The 17,392-nt window shown below is 67.6% G+C and carries 21 protein-coding genes (1 of these 21 only partly in view); 3 read left to right on the forward strand and 18 right to left on the reverse strand.

Annotated elements, in window-relative coordinates:
• Window positions 1-584, forward strand: partial view of an ATP-binding cassette domain-containing protein gene (locus tag DTPSY_RS15330; RefSeq protein ID WP_015914332.1) — the end only. Its footprint begins 1,303 nt before the window's first position; the window shows 584 of its 1,887 coding nt (coding positions 1,304-1,887); its start codon lies beyond the left edge, outside the window; its stop codon occupies window positions 582-584.
• Window positions 585-593: 9 nt separating this feature from the next.
• Here the strand turns inward: DTPSY_RS15330 and DTPSY_RS15335 are convergent, their stop codons facing one another.
• The 7 genes from DTPSY_RS15335 to DTPSY_RS15365 form a co-directional block, all read right to left on the reverse strand.
• Window positions 594-1,706, reverse strand: coding sequence for a protein-glutamate methylesterase/protein-glutamine glutaminase (locus DTPSY_RS15335; RefSeq protein WP_015914333.1), 1,113 nt, complete (start codon window positions 1,704-1,706; stop codon window positions 594-596).
• Between the two features lie 37 nt (window positions 1,707-1,743).
• Window positions 1,744-2,481: a chemoreceptor glutamine deamidase CheD gene (cheD, locus tag DTPSY_RS15340; RefSeq protein WP_041838896.1), complete on the reverse strand. Its 738-nt coding sequence runs from the start codon at window positions 2,479-2,481 to the stop codon at window positions 1,744-1,746.
• 40 nt (window positions 2,482-2,521) lie between these two features.
• Window positions 2,522-3,415, reverse strand: a complete 894-nt coding sequence (locus DTPSY_RS15345; protein WP_015914335.1) for a CheR family methyltransferase — start codon at window positions 3,413-3,415, stop codon at window positions 2,522-2,524.
• Between the two features lie 48 nt (window positions 3,416-3,463).
• Window positions 3,464-3,952, reverse strand: coding sequence for a chemotaxis protein CheW (locus DTPSY_RS15350; protein WP_011806876.1), 489 nt, complete (start codon window positions 3,950-3,952; stop codon window positions 3,464-3,466).
• A gap of 33 nt (window positions 3,953-3,985) precedes the next feature.
• Window positions 3,986-6,118 (reverse strand): chemotaxis protein CheA, encoded by a 2,133-nt coding sequence (locus tag DTPSY_RS15355; protein ID WP_015914336.1) that lies wholly within the window; start codon window positions 6,116-6,118, stop codon window positions 3,986-3,988.
• 51 nt (window positions 6,119-6,169) lie between these two features.
• Entirely contained in the window at window positions 6,170-6,532 is a 363-nt protein-coding gene (locus tag DTPSY_RS15360) for a response regulator (protein WP_011806878.1), read from the reverse strand.
• A 68-nt stretch (window positions 6,533-6,600) separates the two neighbouring features.
• Complete coding sequence (locus DTPSY_RS15365; protein WP_015914337.1) at window positions 6,601-7,047, reverse strand: hypothetical protein; 447 nt, start codon at window positions 7,045-7,047, stop codon at window positions 6,601-6,603.
• A 149-nt stretch (window positions 7,048-7,196) separates the two neighbouring features.
• On the opposite strand from DTPSY_RS15365, the gene DTPSY_RS15370 reads away from it, so the two are divergent.
• Together DTPSY_RS15370 and DTPSY_RS15375 are read left to right on the forward strand one after the other, a co-directional pair.
• The gene (locus tag DTPSY_RS15370; protein WP_015914338.1) at window positions 7,197-8,318 is read left to right on the forward strand and encodes a hybrid sensor histidine kinase/response regulator; all 1,122 of its coding nucleotides are present in this window, start codon (window positions 7,197-7,199) and stop codon (window positions 8,316-8,318) included.
• Entirely contained in the window at window positions 8,315-8,944 is a 630-nt protein-coding gene (locus tag DTPSY_RS15375) for a response regulator (protein ID WP_011806881.1), read from the forward strand. The genes DTPSY_RS15370 and DTPSY_RS15375 overlap by 4 nt, the downstream gene beginning before the upstream one ends.
• 98 nt (window positions 8,945-9,042) lie before the next feature.
• On the opposite strand, the gene fliR is transcribed toward DTPSY_RS15375, so the two are convergent.
• The 11 genes from fliR to DTPSY_RS15430 all read right to left on the reverse strand — a co-directional run bounded on the left by fliR (window position 9,043) and on the right by DTPSY_RS15430 (window position 17,388).
• A complete protein-coding gene (fliR, locus tag DTPSY_RS15380; RefSeq protein ID WP_011806882.1) occupies window positions 9,043-9,813 on the reverse strand; it encodes a flagellar biosynthetic protein FliR in 771 nt (256 codons plus the stop codon).
• Window positions 9,814-9,818: 5 nt separating this feature from the next.
• Window positions 9,819-10,088, reverse strand: a complete 270-nt coding sequence (gene fliQ, locus DTPSY_RS15385; RefSeq protein WP_015914340.1) for a flagellar biosynthesis protein FliQ — start codon at window positions 10,086-10,088, stop codon at window positions 9,819-9,821.
• Between the two features lie 10 nt (window positions 10,089-10,098).
• Entirely contained in the window at window positions 10,099-10,854 is a 756-nt protein-coding gene (gene fliP / locus DTPSY_RS15390; protein WP_015914341.1) for a flagellar type III secretion system pore protein FliP, read from the reverse strand.
• Window positions 10,847-11,209, reverse strand: coding sequence for a FliO/MopB family protein (locus DTPSY_RS15395; protein ID WP_015914342.1), 363 nt, complete (start codon window positions 11,207-11,209; stop codon window positions 10,847-10,849). Before DTPSY_RS15395 ends, fliP begins: the two co-directional genes overlap by 8 nt.
• A gap of 7 nt (window positions 11,210-11,216) precedes the next feature.
• Window positions 11,217-11,666, reverse strand: a complete 450-nt coding sequence (gene fliN / locus DTPSY_RS15400) for a flagellar motor switch protein FliN (RefSeq protein WP_011806886.1) — start codon at window positions 11,664-11,666, stop codon at window positions 11,217-11,219.
• The gene (gene fliM, locus DTPSY_RS15405) at window positions 11,656-12,660 is read right to left on the reverse strand and encodes a flagellar motor switch protein FliM (protein WP_011806887.1); all 1,005 of its coding nucleotides are present in this window, start codon (window positions 12,658-12,660) and stop codon (window positions 11,656-11,658) included. Before fliM ends, fliN begins: the two co-directional genes overlap by 11 nt.
• 15 nt (window positions 12,661-12,675) lie before the next feature.
• Window positions 12,676-13,248, reverse strand: coding sequence for a flagellar basal body-associated FliL family protein (locus DTPSY_RS15410; RefSeq protein ID WP_015914343.1), 573 nt, complete (start codon window positions 13,246-13,248; stop codon window positions 12,676-12,678).
• A 207-nt stretch (window positions 13,249-13,455) separates the two neighbouring features.
• Window positions 13,456-14,766, reverse strand: a complete 1,311-nt coding sequence (locus DTPSY_RS15415) for a flagellar hook-length control protein FliK (RefSeq protein ID WP_015914344.1) — start codon at window positions 14,764-14,766, stop codon at window positions 13,456-13,458.
• A 2-nt stretch (window positions 14,767-14,768) separates the two neighbouring features.
• Entirely contained in the window at window positions 14,769-15,233 is a 465-nt protein-coding gene (gene fliJ, locus DTPSY_RS15420; protein ID WP_015914345.1) for a flagellar export protein FliJ, read from the reverse strand.
• Window positions 15,234-15,260: 27 nt separating this feature from the next.
• Window positions 15,261-16,664, reverse strand: a complete 1,404-nt coding sequence (gene fliI, locus DTPSY_RS15425) for a flagellar protein export ATPase FliI (RefSeq protein ID WP_015914346.1) — start codon at window positions 16,662-16,664, stop codon at window positions 15,261-15,263.
• Window positions 16,654-17,388 (reverse strand): FliH/SctL family protein, encoded by a 735-nt coding sequence (locus DTPSY_RS15430; protein ID WP_015914347.1) that lies wholly within the window; start codon window positions 17,386-17,388, stop codon window positions 16,654-16,656. The genes fliI and DTPSY_RS15430 overlap by 11 nt, the downstream gene beginning before the upstream one ends.
• Window positions 17,389-17,392 lie beyond the last annotated feature (4 nt).

Raw genomic sequence — 17,392 nt, forward strand, 5'->3', positions numbered from 1 at the left:
CCGGCGGCGAGCGCAACCGCCTGCTGCTGGCACGGCTGTTTGCGCGGCCCGCCAACGTGCTGGTGCTGGACGAGCCCACCAACGACCTGGACATTGACACCCTCGAGCTGCTGGAGGAGCTGCTGCAGGATTACGACGGCACGGTGTTCGTGGTGAGCCACGACCGCACCTTCTTGGACAACGTGGTCACCAGCACCCTTGCGTTCGAGGGGAATGGCCTGTGGCGGGAGTATGAGGGCGGCGTGCAGGACTGGCTCGCCCAGTCGAACCGCAGCCGTTCACTCGCGGGCGGACCGGCGGCTCCTGAGAAAAATACAAGCAAAAACGAGCCAAAACGCCCGTCAGACAAGCGCGATCAGCTACAAAAAAAGAAGCTTAGCTACAAGGAGCAGCGTGAACTGGAGCAGCTACCTGCCCAGATCGACGCACTGGAGGCCGAGCAAAAGGCGATCCGCGAAGAATTGGCGGACGGCAGCCTGTACAGCCGAGACGGCGCGCGGGCGACGGCGCTGCATACGCGTGACGGGGAGATCGAAGATCTGTTGATGCAGGCGCTGGAGCGCTGGTCCGCGCTCTCGTCCTGACGAGGCCGGTCAGATGCGGTGGTGCAACCGGTCGGTGGAACCGCGCAGGCGCGCAATCAGCGCCTGTGCGATCTGCGACAGCGGCAGCACCTCGTCGGCAGCGCCATGGGCGATGGCCTCGCGCGGCATGCCGAAGACGATGCAACTGGCTTCGTCCTGCACGTAGTTGTAGCTGCCTGCGTCGCGCATCTCACGCATGGCAGCAGCGCCATCGCCGCCCATGCCGGTGAGCATGATGCCGTAGGCATTGCGCCCCACCACGGCGGCTGCCGACTTGAACAGCACCTCCACCGAAGGCTTGTGCCGGTTGACCGGCGGGCCGTCATCCACCACCGCTACATAGTTGGCGCCGCTGCGTGCCAGGTAGAACTGCCGCCCCCCCGGCGCAATATAGGCATGGCCGGGCAGAATTCGCTCGCCGTTCACCGCCTCTTTGACCGTGATCTGGCACAGGCTGTTGAGCCGCGCGGCAAAACTGGTGGTGAACCCTGGCGGCATGTGCTGGGTGATCACGATGGCCGGAGAGTCCGCCGGCATATGGATCAGGACCTCGCGGATGGCCTCGGTGCCGCCGGTCGACGCGCCAATGCAGATCACCTTTTCGGTAGAGACGCGCCCCAGCAGCGCCGACGCCGCGGGAGCGGGAGCCGGCGCGGTAGCGGCACCTGCATCGGGGTGGACAATGGCGGCGGCGCTGCGCGCGGGGGCGCGCCGCACATGGGCCACGGCCGCAACGCGGATCTTGTCCACGATCTGAGCCGCCAATTCGTTCAGTCCGCTGGACAGCCCCACGCGTGGCTTGGCGACGAAATCCACGGCCCCCAGTTCGAGCGCCCGCATGGTCACTTCGGCGCCGCGCTCGGTCAGGGTCGAGATCATCACCACGGGCATTGGCCGCAGGCGCATCAAGCGCCCGAGAAAGTCGATGCCGTCCATGCGCGGCATCTCCACATCGAGCGTGATCACGTCGGGATTTTTCTCACGGATCATCTCGCGCGCGATCAGCGGGTCGTTGGCCGTGCCGATGCACTCCATGTCGCTCTGGCGGTTGATGATCTCCGACAGCAGGCTGCGCACCAATGCCGAATCGTCCACCACGATCACCCTGATCTTGCCGCTCATGCCTTTCAAATCCTTGCTGTATTGTTAGTGCCGCCGATCAGAACAGATCCACGGAGCCTCCGCTGGTGGCGCGCGCCACGGTAGCCGCGTTGCCCCGCACCACTTCCTGCTCCAGCGTTTCGGGATGGGCATGCGCCAGGCGCTTGACCATCACCTTGCCTGTCACCGGAAAGAACACCACTTTGCGCGGATAGATGTCGAGCACGTCCTCCGACACCACCGGAATGCGCTCCGTGGCCAGATAGTCTTGCACAAAGCGGGTGTTGCGCTCGCCCACGTTGAGCGTGGTGAAGTTGTGCATCACCTGGGCACCGCCGAAGATCTTGGCCTGCAGCGTCTCGCGGCGAGCGCCCAGCTTCATCATCTCATTGATGAGCAGTTCCATGGCGTAGGAACCATACCGGCCCGACGCATCGGCGCTGTCCCCCTCGGGCAGCATGAAGTGGTTCATGCCTCCCACGCGCATGCGGCTGTCCCACAGACAAGCGGCAATGCACGATCCCAGCACCGTCATGATGGCCAGGCTGTCGTGCGAGACAAAAAACTCGCCTGGCAAGACCTTCACCGCGTTGTGCTGGAAATGGTGATCGAAAAAGAAGAACGATGCCTCACCCGGCCTGCGCGGACAGGCCTTGAGCTCCTGCAGCGACATGGCAGGCGCGGTGCCTGCGGAGGCATTTGCAGGCAAAGGCGTGATGCGTGGGGTGCGCCGGCGCTCCAGCCCCCCGCCCGGCAAGGCAGAGGGCCGTGGATCAGCTCCGGGTGTGATGCTCATGGATTCGCCAGCGCCTCGCGGTAGGTCAAAAATGCCCGCATCAGATGCGTTCGTACACCGTCTTGCCTCGCAGGGCAAAAAGGTCGCGCGAATCGCTGAAATTCTCGGCATGCCCCACGAACAGCATGCCGCCGGGCTTGAGCACACGGTGGATGCGCTCCAGCACCCGTCGCTGGGTGGGGCCGTCAAAATAAATCATCACGTTGCGGCAAAAGACCACGTCGAAGGGCTCGCGGAACGGCCAGTCGTCGCGGATCAGGTTCACGCTCAGGAACTCGATGGGTTTGCGCAACTCGGGGCGCACACGCGCCAGCCCGGCGTTGCCGCCCTTGCCGCGCAGAAAGAAGCGCTGCAGGCGCTCTTGGCTCAAGCCCTTCAGACCGTCGAGGCGATAGACCCCGCGGGCGGCCGTGGCCAGCACCCGCGAATCGATGTCGCTGGCCATCAGCTTGAAAGACGCGTTGTTGCCCAGGGTTTCCAGGACCGTCATCGCGATCGAGTAAGGTTCTTCGCCGGTCGATGCCGCATTGCACCAGATGTTCCATGGCCCGGCAGAGCGCATGCGCAGCAGCGACGCCAGGATCTCGAAATGGTGTTGCTCACGAAAGAACGCCGTGAGGTTGGTGGTCAGGGCGTTCACGAACTCCTGCCACTCCGGCCCGTCGTGGCCTTCCAGCCAGCTCAGGTACTCATGAAAGCTGTCGTACCCGGTATCGCGCAAGCGGCGCGACAGGCGGCTGTACACCATGGCGTGCTTGCCATCATGCAGGCTGATGCCGGCGCGCTGGTAGATCAGGGACTGCACCCGCGCGAAGTCCTGATGGGTCCAGGCGAACTCGCGCCCTTCGCCACTCTCGGCCACGGGAGCAGCAGCCCCCGCAGCGGGGCGGGCCGGGCGCCGTGGCGCGGCGGTGGGGCTGGCGGTCAGGCTCATGGCGCGCTCGTCAACGTGTGTATAGCGGGAAGGCTGCGGCTCGCCGCATCAGTCCCCGGCCATGGCAAGGCCCATGTCCATGCCGGCCATGAGTTTTTCAATGTCCAGCAGGATGAGCATGCGGTCGCCCACCGAGCCAAGCCCGCGGATGCACTGCGCGTCGATGGAGCTCTCGATGTCCGGGGCCGTGCGTACCTGCTCGGGCGTCAGCTCCATCACGTCGCTCACGGAATCCACCACGATGCCCACCACCCGCTCGCGCAGGTTCAGGATGATGACGACCGTGAAGCTGTTGTACTCGGCCTGCGCACAGTTGAAGCGCAGTCGCATGTCCACGATCGGCACGATGGTGCCTCGCAGGTTGGTCACCCCTTTGATGAAAGCCGGCGCATGGGCGATGCGCGTGGGGTTTTCATAGCCGCGGATTTCCTGCACCTTGAGGATGTCGATGCCGTATTCCTCCTGGCCCAGGCGGAACGTCAGGTATTCCCTCGCGCCCGCAGCCGTGGTCTCTGCGCCCTTGTCCACCAGACTCATGCCCTCACTCCTCGTCGTTCAGCGTTTCGCAATTCAGTGGCGCGCACGGCGCACCAGGGCAGCCGTGTCCAGAATCAAGGCCACGGTGCCATCCCCCAGAATGGTGGCGCCCGACACGTTGGGCACCTTGCGGTAGTTGGTCTCCAGGTTCTTCACTACCACCTGGTGCTGCCCCAGCAGTTCGTCGACCAGCACGGCCACGCGGCTGCCATCGGCCTCCACCACCACCATGATGCTGCTGGTGGAATTCGCGTCGGGGCGCGGCACCTGGAAGATCTTCTCCAGCGCCACCACGGGCATGTATTCGTCGCGCACCTTCACCAGTTGGGAGCCCTGGGCCACGGTGTTCACTTCGCCACCGTTGACCTGGAACGACTCCACCACCGACGACAGCGGCAGGATGTACACCTCGTCGCTCACGCCCACCGACATGCCGTCCATGATGGCCAGCGTCAGCGGCAGGCGCACGGACACACGCATGCCGTAGCCTTCAGCGGAATCAATCTCCACCGAACCGCCCAGCGCGGTGATGTTGCGCTTGACCACGTCCATGCCCACGCCGCGGCCAGAGACATCGGTCACCACATCCGCCGTGGAGAACCCGGGCGCGAAGATCAGGTTCCAGACCTCGCTGTCGGGCATGGCGTCGGAAACATCCAGCCCACGCTCGCGCGCCTTCTTGAGGATCTTCTCGCGCGACATGCCCTTGCCGTCGTCGCGCACCTCGATCACGATGGAGCCCCCCTGGTGCGATGCCGACAGCGTGATGGTTCCGTGTTCTGGCTTGCCCGCAGCCAGGCGGTCGGCGGGCATCTCGATGCCGTGGTCGCAGCTGTTGCGCACCAGGTGGGTCAGCGGGTCGGTGATCTTCTCGACCAGACTCTTGTCCAGTTCGGTAGCCTCGCCGTGGGTGACGAAATCCACCTTCTTGCCCAGCTTGCCCGCCAAGTCACGCAGCATGCGCGGGAAGCGGTTGAACACGATCGACATGGGAATCATGCGGATGGACATCACGGATTCCTGCAGGTCGCGCGTGTTGCGGTCCAGGTCGGCCAGGCCTGCCAGCAGTTGCTGGTAGACGCCCGCATCCAGGCCACGGCTGTTCTGCGCCAGCATGGCCTGGGTGATGACCAGTTCGCCCACCAGGTTGATGAGCTGATCCACCTTGCTCACCGCCACGCGGATGGTGGACGATTCCATGGAGGCCTGCGCGCCGCCCTTGGCCTCGGCGGAGGCGGCACGCGCGGCGGGCCGCTCAGCGGCACTGGCCGGGGTGGCAGCAGCAGCGGCCTCGACAGGCACGCCCGGTGCGCCGGCAAAGAAGCCGTACGGCTCGGCCAGGGCCGCAGCGGATGGCTCCAGCGGCTCATGGGCCTCTTGCGCAGCAGGCGCCGCGGAGGTCGCCGCGTCGTGGATGGCCACCTGCTCCTTCGCCACATGGAATGCGAACAGGTCCAGCAGATCCTCGTCCGTGGACGTGGTCTGCACCGCGAACCGGCGCATGCCGGGGCGGTCTTCCGGCAGATCGTTGATGCTGCCCAAGCCCGGGATGTCGCGGAACAGGTCCTTGATCGCATCGGCCAATGTCACCTGGGCCAGTGGACCGATGTGGATCTCCAGCGAGCGAGCGCCGCCGGGAACCGCCGCAGCGGGCACCACCGGCGCAACCGCGGGCGTTGGCGCAGGTGCCGCAGCAACCACAGGCGCTGGAGCTGGCACCGCTGCGGCGGGCGCTGCCGCTGGCACGGCGCCGGCCGCCAGTTCGCTGATGCGACGCACGAGGTCATGCGTGGAAACCGCCTCACCCTGCCCGCCCGCCTGATGGCGTGCCAGCAGGCTGCGCGAGGCGTCCGCCGACTCCAGCAGCACGTCCACCATCTGCGGGATCAGCTGCAGTTCGTGGCGACGCAACCGGTCCAGCAGCGATTCCATCTGGTGCGTGAGTTCCGCCACATCCGAAAAACCGAAGGTGGCCGAGCCGCCCTTGATGGAATGCGCGCAGCGGAAGATGCCGTTCAGCTCTTCGTCGTTGGCGGCATCCACGTCCAGGTCCAGCAGCATCTGCTCCATCTGGTCCAGGTTCTCGCCGGCCTCTTCGAAGAAGATCTGATAGAACTGGCTGAGGTCAAAGTCCGCGCCTGCGCCCTCTTGGTAGGTATCCGCCATGGTCCCGAGTTCCTGTGTGCTACGTCGTAGGTGTTGGTGTGGCCGGCGCGATCAGCGGATGACCTTTTGGATCACTTCGATGAGGCGCGTGGGGTCGAACGGCTTGACCAGCCAGCCGGTGGCGCCCGCGCTGCGGCCGGCCTGCTTCATCTGGTCGCTGGATTCCGTCGTGAGGATGAGGATGGGAATGCTCTTGAAGCGCGGATGCTCGCGCAGCTTGCGCGTGAGGCCGATGCCGTCCAGGCGCGGCATGTTCTGGTCGGCCAGCACCAGATGGATGTCGTGGGTCTCGGCCTTTTCCAGCGCGTCCTGGCCATCCACCGCTTCCACCACGTGGTACCCCGCTCCGGTGAGCGTGAAGGAAACCATTTTCCGCATGGACGGAGAATCATCGACCGCAAGAATGGACTGCATGTAAAGCTCCAACGACTTTTGATTTGAATAAGGTTAATGGGTTGGGAGATACGGGAACCGCGCCTGGATCAGAACAGCTCGATCGAGCCGGCCTCCATCTCGCTTTGCGTGACAGGGTTGGGCCGATCGGGCACCACGCCCTCCAGCGGCGCGGCGTCCTCCCCCTCTTCTTGTCCCATGGTCTCGGCCGCCAGGCGAAAGGCGCATCCCTGCAACACCTTGGTAGTGTGGATGATGAGCTGGGTCGCCATGTCGTGAAACTGCAACTCCGTCACTGCACTGCGCAAGGCGGTGCGCAGATCGGCCAGCTCTGCCGACGCGCCGATGAGCTCATCCGTCAGCGAGGCGTTGGCCTCGCCGAAACGCGCGAGCAGGTTCTCGGTGGCGTGGTTGAGCAGCCCTTCCAGCCGGTGCAGGTCGTGCATGGCCATCAGCAGGGAATCCTGCAACTCGGCCGCCACCATGACGGGCACCTGCACGGCAGGCCCATCTGGCGTATTTAGCGTAGATTGCATCGTTTCTCCATTGCTGCTGGCGCACAGCCGGCGGCACCATCGTCCGGGGCCCAATCCTGTCGCCTGTGCTGCAGCATTACGGCATCCGTTGTACCGCGCCACAGGCTGGAATGACCGTTTCGGGCCCAATTTGTTCCAATATGTATCCTATGATACCCACTCCCACCGATCTTGAGGCCCCGAAAAGACCCGTGCGAGTGCTGCATCTCGAGGACTCAACCGCCGACCACGCGCTGGTGCGGCTGACGCTGCGGCGCGCCGGGCTGTCCCATGAGATCCACCAAGTGGACTCCCTGGAGGCCTTCACCGGGTGGCTGGAGCGGGAATCGTTCGACGTGATCCTGGCGGACTACCGCCTGCCCGGCTTCACGGCGCTGGATGCCTGGCGCATCGTGGAGCAATGCCCGGGGCACCCGCCCTTCGTGCTGCTGTCCGGCGCGATCGGCGAGGCCGCCGCGGTGGACGCCATGCGGCTGGGCTTTGCCGACTACCTGCTCAAGGACGACATGGCGCGCCTGCCGCATGTGCTGGCGCGTGCGATGGAGGTCGCGCAGGCCCGCCGCGCGCGCGAGGAGGCCGCGGCCGAGTTGGCCGAGTCCCGGCAGCAGCTGGCCGACTTGGCCGAGCACCTGCAGACCTCCATCGAGGAGGAGCGCGCCGCCATCGCGCGCGAGATCCATGACGACATCGGTGGCGCACTGGCCGCGGTGAAATTCGACCTGGCCTGGATCGGCCGCCACGCCGGTGAGGACGGCCTGCGCGAACACGCCGGCACCGCCACCGAGATGCTGCAGCACGCCATCGACGCGGCCCAGCGCCTCATGATGAACCTGCGCCCGCCCGTGCTGGACCAGGGTCTCGTCGCCGCCGTGCGCTGGCTGGCCGATACCTTCGAGCGCCGCACGCGCATCCCCGTGCGCGTCACCGCCAGCCGCGAGGCGCTGGACGTGCCGCCCGCGCTGCAACTGGTGGCCTACCGCACCGCGCAAGAGGCGCTGACCAACGTGCAAAAGCACGCGCAGGCCGGCCAGGTGCGCATTGACCTGTCGGACCACGAGGACGTGCTGACGCTGGAGGTGACCGACGACGGCCGCGGCATGGCGCCCGAGATGCGCAAGAAACCCCGCTCCTTCGGCCTGCAGGGCCTGCAGGAGCGCGCGCGGCGCGCGGGCGGCTGGATGGACATCAGCAGCCGGCCAGGGCATGGCACGTCGGTGATCATGACCGTGCCGCTAACATCGCCCGCAGGCAAAGCAGGAGATGTGCAGTGATCCAGGTGGTGCTATGCGATGACCATGCCGTGCTGCGGCGCGGCATACGCGACACGCTGACCGAGTCGCCCGATATCCACGTGACCGGCGAGGCCGGCAGCTATCCCGAGTTGCGCGAGGTGCTGCGCACGGCCGCCTGCGACGTGCTGCTGCTGGACCTGAACCTGCCCGGGCGCAGCGGCCTGGAGGTGATGGCCAGCGTGAAGGAGACGCACCCGGACATCAAGGTGCTGATCGTCTCCATGTACCCCGAGGACCAGTACGCGCTGCGCTGCCTGAAGGCCGGGGCGCACGGCTACGCCAACAAGGCGGGCGACCCGGTGCAGCTCATCGCCGCGGTGCAGACCATCGTGCAGGGGCGCAAGTACCTCACGCCCGAGGTGGCGCAGTTGCTGGCCGACAGCCTGGCGCAGCCCACGCCCGAGCTGCCGCATGAATCGCTGTCGGAGCGCGAGCTGCAGACGCTGGTGAAGATCGCCTCGGGCAAGCGCCTGTCAGACATCGCCGAGGAGCTGATGCTCAGCCCCAAAACCGTGAGCGTGTACCGCGCGCGGGTGCTGGAAAAGCTCAAGCTGGCCAACAACGCGGAGCTGACGGTGTATGCGATCCGCAATCGGTTGGTATGAAAACAATAGCTGCCACCGCTTGATGCACAAGCATTTCAATATGTTTTGATATTGAAAATGGCTTGCAGCAAGCGCTGGCAGCTCTCTTTTTTGACCGGCTAACGCGGCGCGGCGAACAGGTCGATGGACTGCTGCAGCAGCGCCAGCATGGGCTGCTCCAGCATCGGCAGGGTGGCCGTGATGCCCAGCATGCCCACGGTGAGCGTGACCGGGAAGCCCACGGCATAGATGTTCATCTGCGGCGCCACGCGCGAGATGATGCCCAGGGTCAGGTTCACGAACAGCAGCAGCGCAATCATGGGCAACGCGATCCACAAAGCGCTGGAGAACAGCGAAGCACCCAGCTCGTGCAGCCGCATCTGCCCGATGGCCTGCAGAAAGTTGCCGCCCACGGGGAAGCTGTCGAAACTCTTGACCACGGCCATCAACACCATCAGGTGGCCGTTGATCACCACGAACAGCAGCATGGAGATGTTGCCGAAGAAGCGCGCCACCGCGCTCACCTGCGCATTGCTCGCGGGGTCGAAGAATGAAGCGAAGTTCAGGCCCATCTGCAGGCCGATGATTTCGCCGGCCAGCTCCACGGCCGCGAACACCAGACGCACAGCGAAGCCCATCGCCAGGCCAATCCCCACCTGCTGCACCACCGCGCCCGCAGCCTCGCGGCTGTTTAGGCTGATGACCGGCTGCTCGGGCAGCACTGCCTGCGCGCACACCGCCACCAAAAAGGCCAGCCCGATGCGCGTGCGCACCGGGATCACGCGCATCGAGAACACCGGCGCCGACGTGAACAGCGCCAGCACGCGCAGGAACGGCCACAGCACCGGCGACAGCCAGGCCATGATCTGCGCCTCGGTGAAGGTGATCAAGATGCCTACCCGACGACGGACGGAATGGCCTCGATCGTGCGGCGCAGGAAGTCCACCAGCGTGGTCAGCATCCACGGCCCGGCGATCGCGAACACCACCACGGCCGCGATCAGCTTGGGCACGAAGGCCAGCGTGGCCTCGTGGATCTGCGTCACGGCCTGGAAGATGCTCACCAGTAGGCCCACGGCCATCACCACGCCCAGCACCGGCATGGAGATCATCAGCAGCAGGGTGAGCGCGTCACGGCCCATGGTGAGCACGAACTGGGAGGTCATGCGGAATCCTTCACGTCGCGAAGCTCGCGGCCAGCGAGCCGATGAGCAGGTTCCAGCCATCGGCCAGCACGAACAGCATGAGCTTGAACGGCAGCGCCACCAGCACCGGCGACAGCATCATCATGCCCAGCGACATGAGCACGCTGGAGACCACCATGTCGATGATCAGGAACGGAATGAAGATCATGAAGCCGATCTGGAAGGCCGACTTCAGCTCGCTGGTCACGAAGGCCGGCACCAGCACGCGCAGCGGCGCAGTCTCGGCCGTCACGCCCTCGTCCAGCTTGGCCAGGCGTGCGAACAGCGCGAAGTCGGACTGCCGCGTCTGCTTGAGCATGAAGCCGCGCATGGGCGCCTCTGCCCTCTGGATGGCCTGCTCGAAGGTGATGGCGTTGGTGGTGTAGGGCACGTAGGCCTCCTGGTACACCTTGTCCAGCGTGGGCCCCATGACGAACAGCGTGAGGAACAGCGACAGGCCGATGATGACCTGGTTGGGCGGCGCGGACTGCGTGCCGATGGCCTGGCGCAGCAGCGACAGCACGATCACGATGCGCGTGAAGCCCGTCATCATGAGCAGCACGGCCGGCAGGAACGACAGCGCCGTGAAGAACAGCAGCGTCTGGATGGGCACCGAGTAGCTCGTGCCGCCCGGCCCCGAGCCGATCACCAGCGGCAGCGCGCCCGCGGGCTGCTGCTGCGCCCAGGCGGCGCCCGCCAGCAGCAGGCCAGCCGCACCGGCCGCAATGCCGCGCACGGCCTTATGCATGGCCGTCTCCGCCCGCATGCGCCGGCTGTACGGTCTGCGCGCGCGCGGCCGCCATCTCGGCGGCAAACGAAGGCGCTGGCGCCGACCCCGGCGCTGCAGCCGCCGGCAGTACATGCAGGCAGTTGATCTGCTGCGCGGTCACGCCCAGCACCAGCAGCGTGCGTTGCTGCGGCGGGCCGACCTCCACGGTCACCACGCGCTGCTGCGGCCCCACGGCCACCGCCGAGAGCACACGCGAGGCACCGCCCGCATGGGCCTGCAAGCCCGCCTGGCGCTGCTGTAGCCGGCGAATCAGCCACGGCAAGGCCGCCAGCGCGCCGACGAACAGCACCACCAGCAGCAGCGTCTGCGTCATACCCACGCTATCCACGGCTGACGCGGCGCAGCCGCTCCGAAGGCGTGACAACGTCGGTCAGGCGGATACCGAACTTATCGTTCACCACCACCACTTCGCCCTGGGCGATGAGGTAGCCGTTGACCAGCACGTCCATGGGCTCGCCGGCCAGCGCGTCCAGCTCCACCACCGAGCCCTGGGCCAGCTGCAGGATGTATTTGATCGGCACCTTGGTGCGGCCCAGTTCCACCGACAGCTGCACCGGAATGTCCAGCACCATGTTGATGTCGTGCACCTGCGGCTCGCCACCGGCGGCATAGGGGCGCGCGGGCTCGCCCGACAACGGGCCTCCCTGCTCGGCATCGATGGTCTGCCCGTCGACGCGCTTTTGCTCTTCCAGCGCCTCGGCCCAGCCGGCAAACGGGTCGTCCGCAGCGGACCCGCCAGAGTTGTCGTTGTGGTCGGATTCAGTTGACATTCTTTTCTCCCATCCAGTGCGCTTCGGCACCGCGCAGGCATTCCTCGATGCGGATCGCGTACTTGGAGTTGTGTGTGCCGTACTGGCACTCGAAAACGGGCACCCCCTCGATGGAGGCGCGGATGCGCGGCTCGCGCTCCAGTTCGATGAAGTCGCCCGGCTTCATGGCCAGCAGTTGCTCCACCGTGGCGTCGGCGCGCGCCAACTCGGCCACCAGCGTGACCTCGGCGGCCTGGATCTCGCGCGTGAGCACGCGCACCCAGCGCCGGTCCACCTCGATCGCGTCACCCTGCACGGACGAGTACAGCACGTCGCGGATGGGCTCCAGCGTGGCATACGGCATGCAGATGTGGATCGCGCCGGCCAGGTCGCCGATCTCCAGCTGGAAGGCGGTGGACACCACGATCTCGCTGGGCGTGGCGATGTTGGCGAACTGCGGCTGCATCTCCGAGCGCTGGTAGGCCAGCTCCAGGGGGTAGATGCCTTGCCAGGCCTTCTTGTACTCTGCGCAGATCACGTCCACCAGGCGATTGATCACGCGCTGTTCGGTGGCCGAGAAGTCACGCCCTTCGATGCGGGTCTGGAACTTGCCCACGCCGCCGTACAGCGTGTCGATGATGCCGAACACGAGCGACGGTTCGCACACGACCAGGCCGCTGCCGCGCAGCGGGCGAATGGCGACGATGTTGAAGTTGGTCGGCACCACCAGCTCGCGCAGGAAGGCGCTGTAGCGCTGCACCGACACGGTGCCCACGGAAATCTCGGGGCTGCGGCGGATGAAATTGAACAGGCCGATGCGGAAGTTGCGCGCAAACCGCTCGTTGACGATTTCCATCGTCGGCATGCGGCCGCGCACGATGCGCTCCTGGCTGGAGATGTCGTAGTTGCGGACGGCGCCGGCCTCGATCTCCTCCTTGACGGTCTTCTGGCTTTCGCCCGTCACGCCCTCCAGCAGGGCATCGACTTCTTCCTGGGACAGAAAGGACTCACTCATGGCTGCAACCTTTCCTCACTGGATGATGAAGCTGGAGAACAGCACCTGCCGCACCGGATTGGTGTCGGCGCGGGGACGGGGTTCTTCTTCTTCGACATCCTCGTCCAAGGGATCGCGGCTGGCCGAGCGCTTGCGCGGCTTGGGCACGCTGTAGCCCAGCGGGCGCGACACTTCGCGGCGGATGTCCACCGCCAGCTTCTCCTTGCCCTCGCGCGTCAGCAACTCGTCGGTCGTACGCTGCGACAGCAGCAGCAATACGCCGCTGCGGATGGTGGGCATGTAGGCCTTTACCTGGTCCGCCGTCTTGCCGTCGGCCAGCTCCAGCGTGATGCCCACCTGGGCAAAGCGGTCGCCGCCGGGGTCGGCCAGGTTGACCACCATGTTGTCCATGGGCAGGAAGGTGGGAGGTGTCTTGGGCGTGCCCGCCTGGGCGACCGCCCGGCCGCCGCCCTCCTCGTCCTCGGCCGCATGGCGCTGGGACGTCATCATCCAGGCTGCGGCGCCGCCCGCCACCAGCACCAGGGCGAGAACGGCCAGGATGATGATCAGTTTCTTGCTTTTGGCCGGGGCAGCAGTGTTGTCGGACACGTTGGGGCTTTCTTGCGCAACAAGGGCAGGGGAAGTGGGCTGCGGGCGGCGGGCCGAAAGGCCCTTCCCCGCAGTGATGGCCGATTATTGAACGCCCCGGCGCCCCGCGAAAGCCTGAATAAGCGCCCAAAACCCGGGTTTTCAGCCGCATGCGCCCGGTGCGCACCGCTGCCGCCGGGGCGGCACAGGGGCCACCCCGAGGATGCGTCAGACGAAGATATCCACCGAGCGCTCTGCCACGCCCCGCCCGCCGCCTGCCTGCCCCGCAGGCGCGGCGGCCTGCACGGCGGCCTGGCGCGCGCCCGGGCGGCCCTCGTCCCGTCGGCCCTGCCGGTCGGCGGCACCGCCACCCGCCGTGTCCACCGTCACGCCGGCGAGCTGCAGCCCCTCGCGCTGCAGCATCTCCCGCAGCTGGGCCGTGCTGCCGTCCAGCCACTGGCGCGCATCGGCTTGGTCGCTGCGGAAGGTCACATGCGCCTCGTCGCCCGTGAGCGCCACCCTCACCTCCACGGGCCGGCCATCCTGGTCCAGCGTCAGTTCGGCATTCTGGGTTTTCTGGTGCACCCAGTAGGCCACCTGCTCGGCCAACTGATCCGCCAGGGCGTCCTCCGCCCCGGCCATGCCCGCCAGCGTGGCGTCGGCCGGCTCCAGCCCGGCCCCCTCGGCAGGTGACCTGAAAGGCTCCGCGCCCGAAGTGCCTGCGGCAGCGTCCGCACCCCGCAGTCCCGCGGTGGTGACCGCCCCGCCAGCGCCCGCCGCTGCGGAGCCGGGTGCGGCGCCCGAGATGCCCGCGGGGGCTGCCTGCGCAGCCATCCATTCGCCGGGCTGGGCCTGCAACGGCGTGCCAGCGACCGGCACGCCGTCGCGCCGCTGCGCGGTCGCATCCACGGCCTGGGACACCTGCGCCGCAAGGTGCGACACCGTGTCCGCGGCCTGCTGCAGGCCAGAGCGCGCCGCATGGGCACCGGCGCGCAAGGCATCCCCCGCGGCGACGGTGGCGTCCTGTGCCGCAGCCTGCAGTGCCATGCCTTGCGCGCGCCAGGCTGTGCCGCGGCCCGCGGCGCCGCCGGGCCCCGCCATGGAGGCCCCGCCCTGCAGAGCCGCCCGCTCCGCCGCGCCGTCCAGCAGGGCGGTCTGCCCCACCAGCGTATCCTGCCCCGCGCGCACCAGGCCCAGGCCCAGGCGGCCGGCCAGGGCATCCGCCTCGGCTGCCAGCGCCTCCCCCGTCCGCTGCGCGAGCGCGGCTCCCGGCTGAAGACCCGCCGCCCAGGCCGCCAGCGCGCCCGCGTCCGGCAGCGCCTCGGGCGTCTGCAATGCCTCGCCAGCCACCGACAGTGTGTCCAGCACCGTGGCCGCGCCCTCGCCGCCGCCCAGAGCCGCCAGCAGCAGGGCAAAGCCGTCGCCCTGCGCTGCCGCCTGGTCCTCAGCGGCGCTGCCAGCCTTGGCGGAGGTGCCCCGGGCGCCGCGCGCCTCGTGCGCAGCCGTGGAAGGCGAGGAGGAAATACGGGTCTGTTCCATGGTCAATACTCCTGATCCTGCGGGGAGCGTGCCCCCCGCCCGGCGCGCAACGCGGCGCGCTCATCGGTTTGTTTCTGCTCGCGGCGCTGCTGCTGTAAGGCCACCTCGGCGCGCCGCCGCTCCAGCACCTTGCGCAGGCTGGCCATGCGCAGTTCGGCCTCCAGCAGCGCCTGCCGGGCCTTGTCCACACGCACGTCCTGCCCGCTCACCACGCCCGTCTGCAGGCCGATGGCATGGTCCAGCCGGCCCATGAATTGGTAGTGGTGGTACATCACCTCGGGTTGCATGGCGCTGTCGGCCTTCATGCCCCAGCGGCCTTGCGTTTCCGCGGCGTAGCCCGTGAGCTGCTCCAGCTGGGCCTGCGCGGCGTGGCGCGCGTCCTGCACGTTCTTGAGCGCCTGGCGCGCGGCGTCGCGCCGGCGTTCGGCCAGCTCCACCGCCACCTCGAAGGCCTTCAGCGACGACATGCGGCGTGCCCTCCCATCGCCCTAGCCTCACGCGCCTTCCAGCGCCTGGCCCATGGCGGCGATGCTGTCGTCCATGGGGGCGGCCTCGAACATGCTCTGCTGCAAAAAGGCGGTCATGCCCGGCTGCAGGCGGATCGCCTCGTCCAGCTGCGGGTCAGATCCGCTCATGTATGCGCCGACCTGGATCAAATCGCGGCTCTTCTGATAGCGCGAGTACACCGCGCGGAAGCCGCGCGCCAGCTCGAAGTGCGCGCGCGGCACGACGTTGTGCATCACGCGCGAGGCAGATTGCTCGATGTCGATGGCCGGGTAGTGCCCGCTTTCGGCCAGCGCGCGCGACAGCACGATGTGCCCGTCCAGGATCGCGCGGGCTGCGTCGGCGATCGGGTCCTGCTGGTCGTCGCCCTCGGACAGTACGGTGTAGAAGGCGGTGATGGAGCCCACGCCGTTCAACCCGTTGCCGCTGCGCTCCACCAACGCCGGCAGCTTGGCGAAGCAGCTGGGCGGGTAGCCCTTGGTGGCCGGGGGCTCACCGATCGCCAGGGCAATCTCGCGCTGCGCCATGGCGTAGCGCGTGAGCGAGTCCATGAGCAGCAGCACATGCTGGCCCTTGTCGCGGAAGTGCTCGGCAATCGCCGTGGCATAGGCCGCGCCCTGCATGCGCAGGAGCGGCGGTGCATCGGCCGGTGCGGCCACCACCACGGCGCGGCCGCGGTCCTGCACGCCCAGGATGTCTTCGACGAATTCCTTGACCTCGCGCCCGCGCTCGCCAATCAGGCCGACCACGATCACGTCGGCCTGGGTGTAGCGGGCCATCATGCCCAGCAGGACGCTCTTGCCCACGCCCGAGCCGGCGAACAGGCCCAGCCGCTGGCCACGGCCCACGGTGAGCAGGGCATTGATGGCGCGCACGCCGGTGTCCAGCGGCTCGCGCACCGGGTCGCGCTCCATGGCATTGATGGGGCTGCGGTCCATGGGCTGGGCCGTCACCTGCGTCAGCGGTCCCGCATGGTCCAGGGGGTTGCCCTGCGAATCCACCACACGGCCCAGCAGGCCGTCACCCATGGGAAGAAGCAGTGCGCCCACGCCCGCGCCGGCTTCCTCCACCGGCGCCGCGCCCAACTGCAACGCCGGCACGTAGGCGGGAGCCGGCATCACGCTGGCGCCGCTGGACAGGCCATGGATGTCTCCCGCAGGCATCAGGTAGGCCGTGTCGCCCGCGAACCCCACCACCTCGGCCAGCACTGGCTCCTGGCCGTTCATCTGCACCTGGCACTGCGACCCCACGGGCACGCGGATGCCGGTGGCTTCGAGTACCAGGCCGGTCAGGCGGGTGAGCGTGCCGCGCGTCTCCAGCGGCTGCTCCGGCGCCAGGCGCGCGCGCGCCTGTGCCATGAAATCATCCCAGGCGCGGGCCGGCTCAATCGCCATGGTCCACGTCCTTCCAGGCCGCGGTCAGGCCCAGCGCGGCAATGGCGCGGCGCCAGCGCTTGTCCAGCGACCCGTCCACCACCATGCCGCCCGACTCCACCTGGCAGTCGCCAGGCTCCACGGCGGTGTCGGCCAGCCACTGGATGCGGCCGGCGGGAAACTCCTCGCGCAGTGGCTGCTCCAGCGCAGCCCAGTCGCCCGGATTCAGGCGCACGGTGGCGGGCCGCGCCTCGCTGACCAGCATGCCCAGCGCCTCGCGCACCACGGGCAGCACCGCCTGGGAGTTGCCCGCGACCTCCTGGCGCACCACCTGGCGCGCGATGTCGCAGGCCAGTTGCAATACCTCCTGCGCCATGCCCTGTTGCATGCCGGTGAAGCTTTCTTCCAGCGCCTGGGCGAGCCGGGCCAGCCGTTCGGCGCCTTCGCGCCCCTGGCCGGCCACGTAGTCGTCCATGCGCTGCTGCCACTGCAGCCGCGTCTGCTCCTGGCCTTCAGCCAGGCCCTGGGCATAGCCCTCTTCGCGCGCCTGCTGCACCAGGGCCTGGTGCTGCGCCTCGTCGATACCGGGCGCAACGGGCGCCGCCTCGGGCTCCAGCACCGGCGGCTCGGGCGCCAGCGGCTGGCTGCCCGGGGGAAACTCCACGTCACCGAACTCCCAACGGGTGACGTCGCCCACCTCTTCGCGCGGGATGAAGCGGGTGTAATAACGCAGGGACCGGGTCATTGAT

Origin of the sequence: [Acidovorax] ebreus TPSY (genome assembly GCF_000022305.1) — a bacterium.
In the GTDB taxonomy this organism is placed as follows: Bacteria; Pseudomonadota; Gammaproteobacteria; order Burkholderiales; family Burkholderiaceae_C; genus Diaphorobacter; species Diaphorobacter nitroreducens.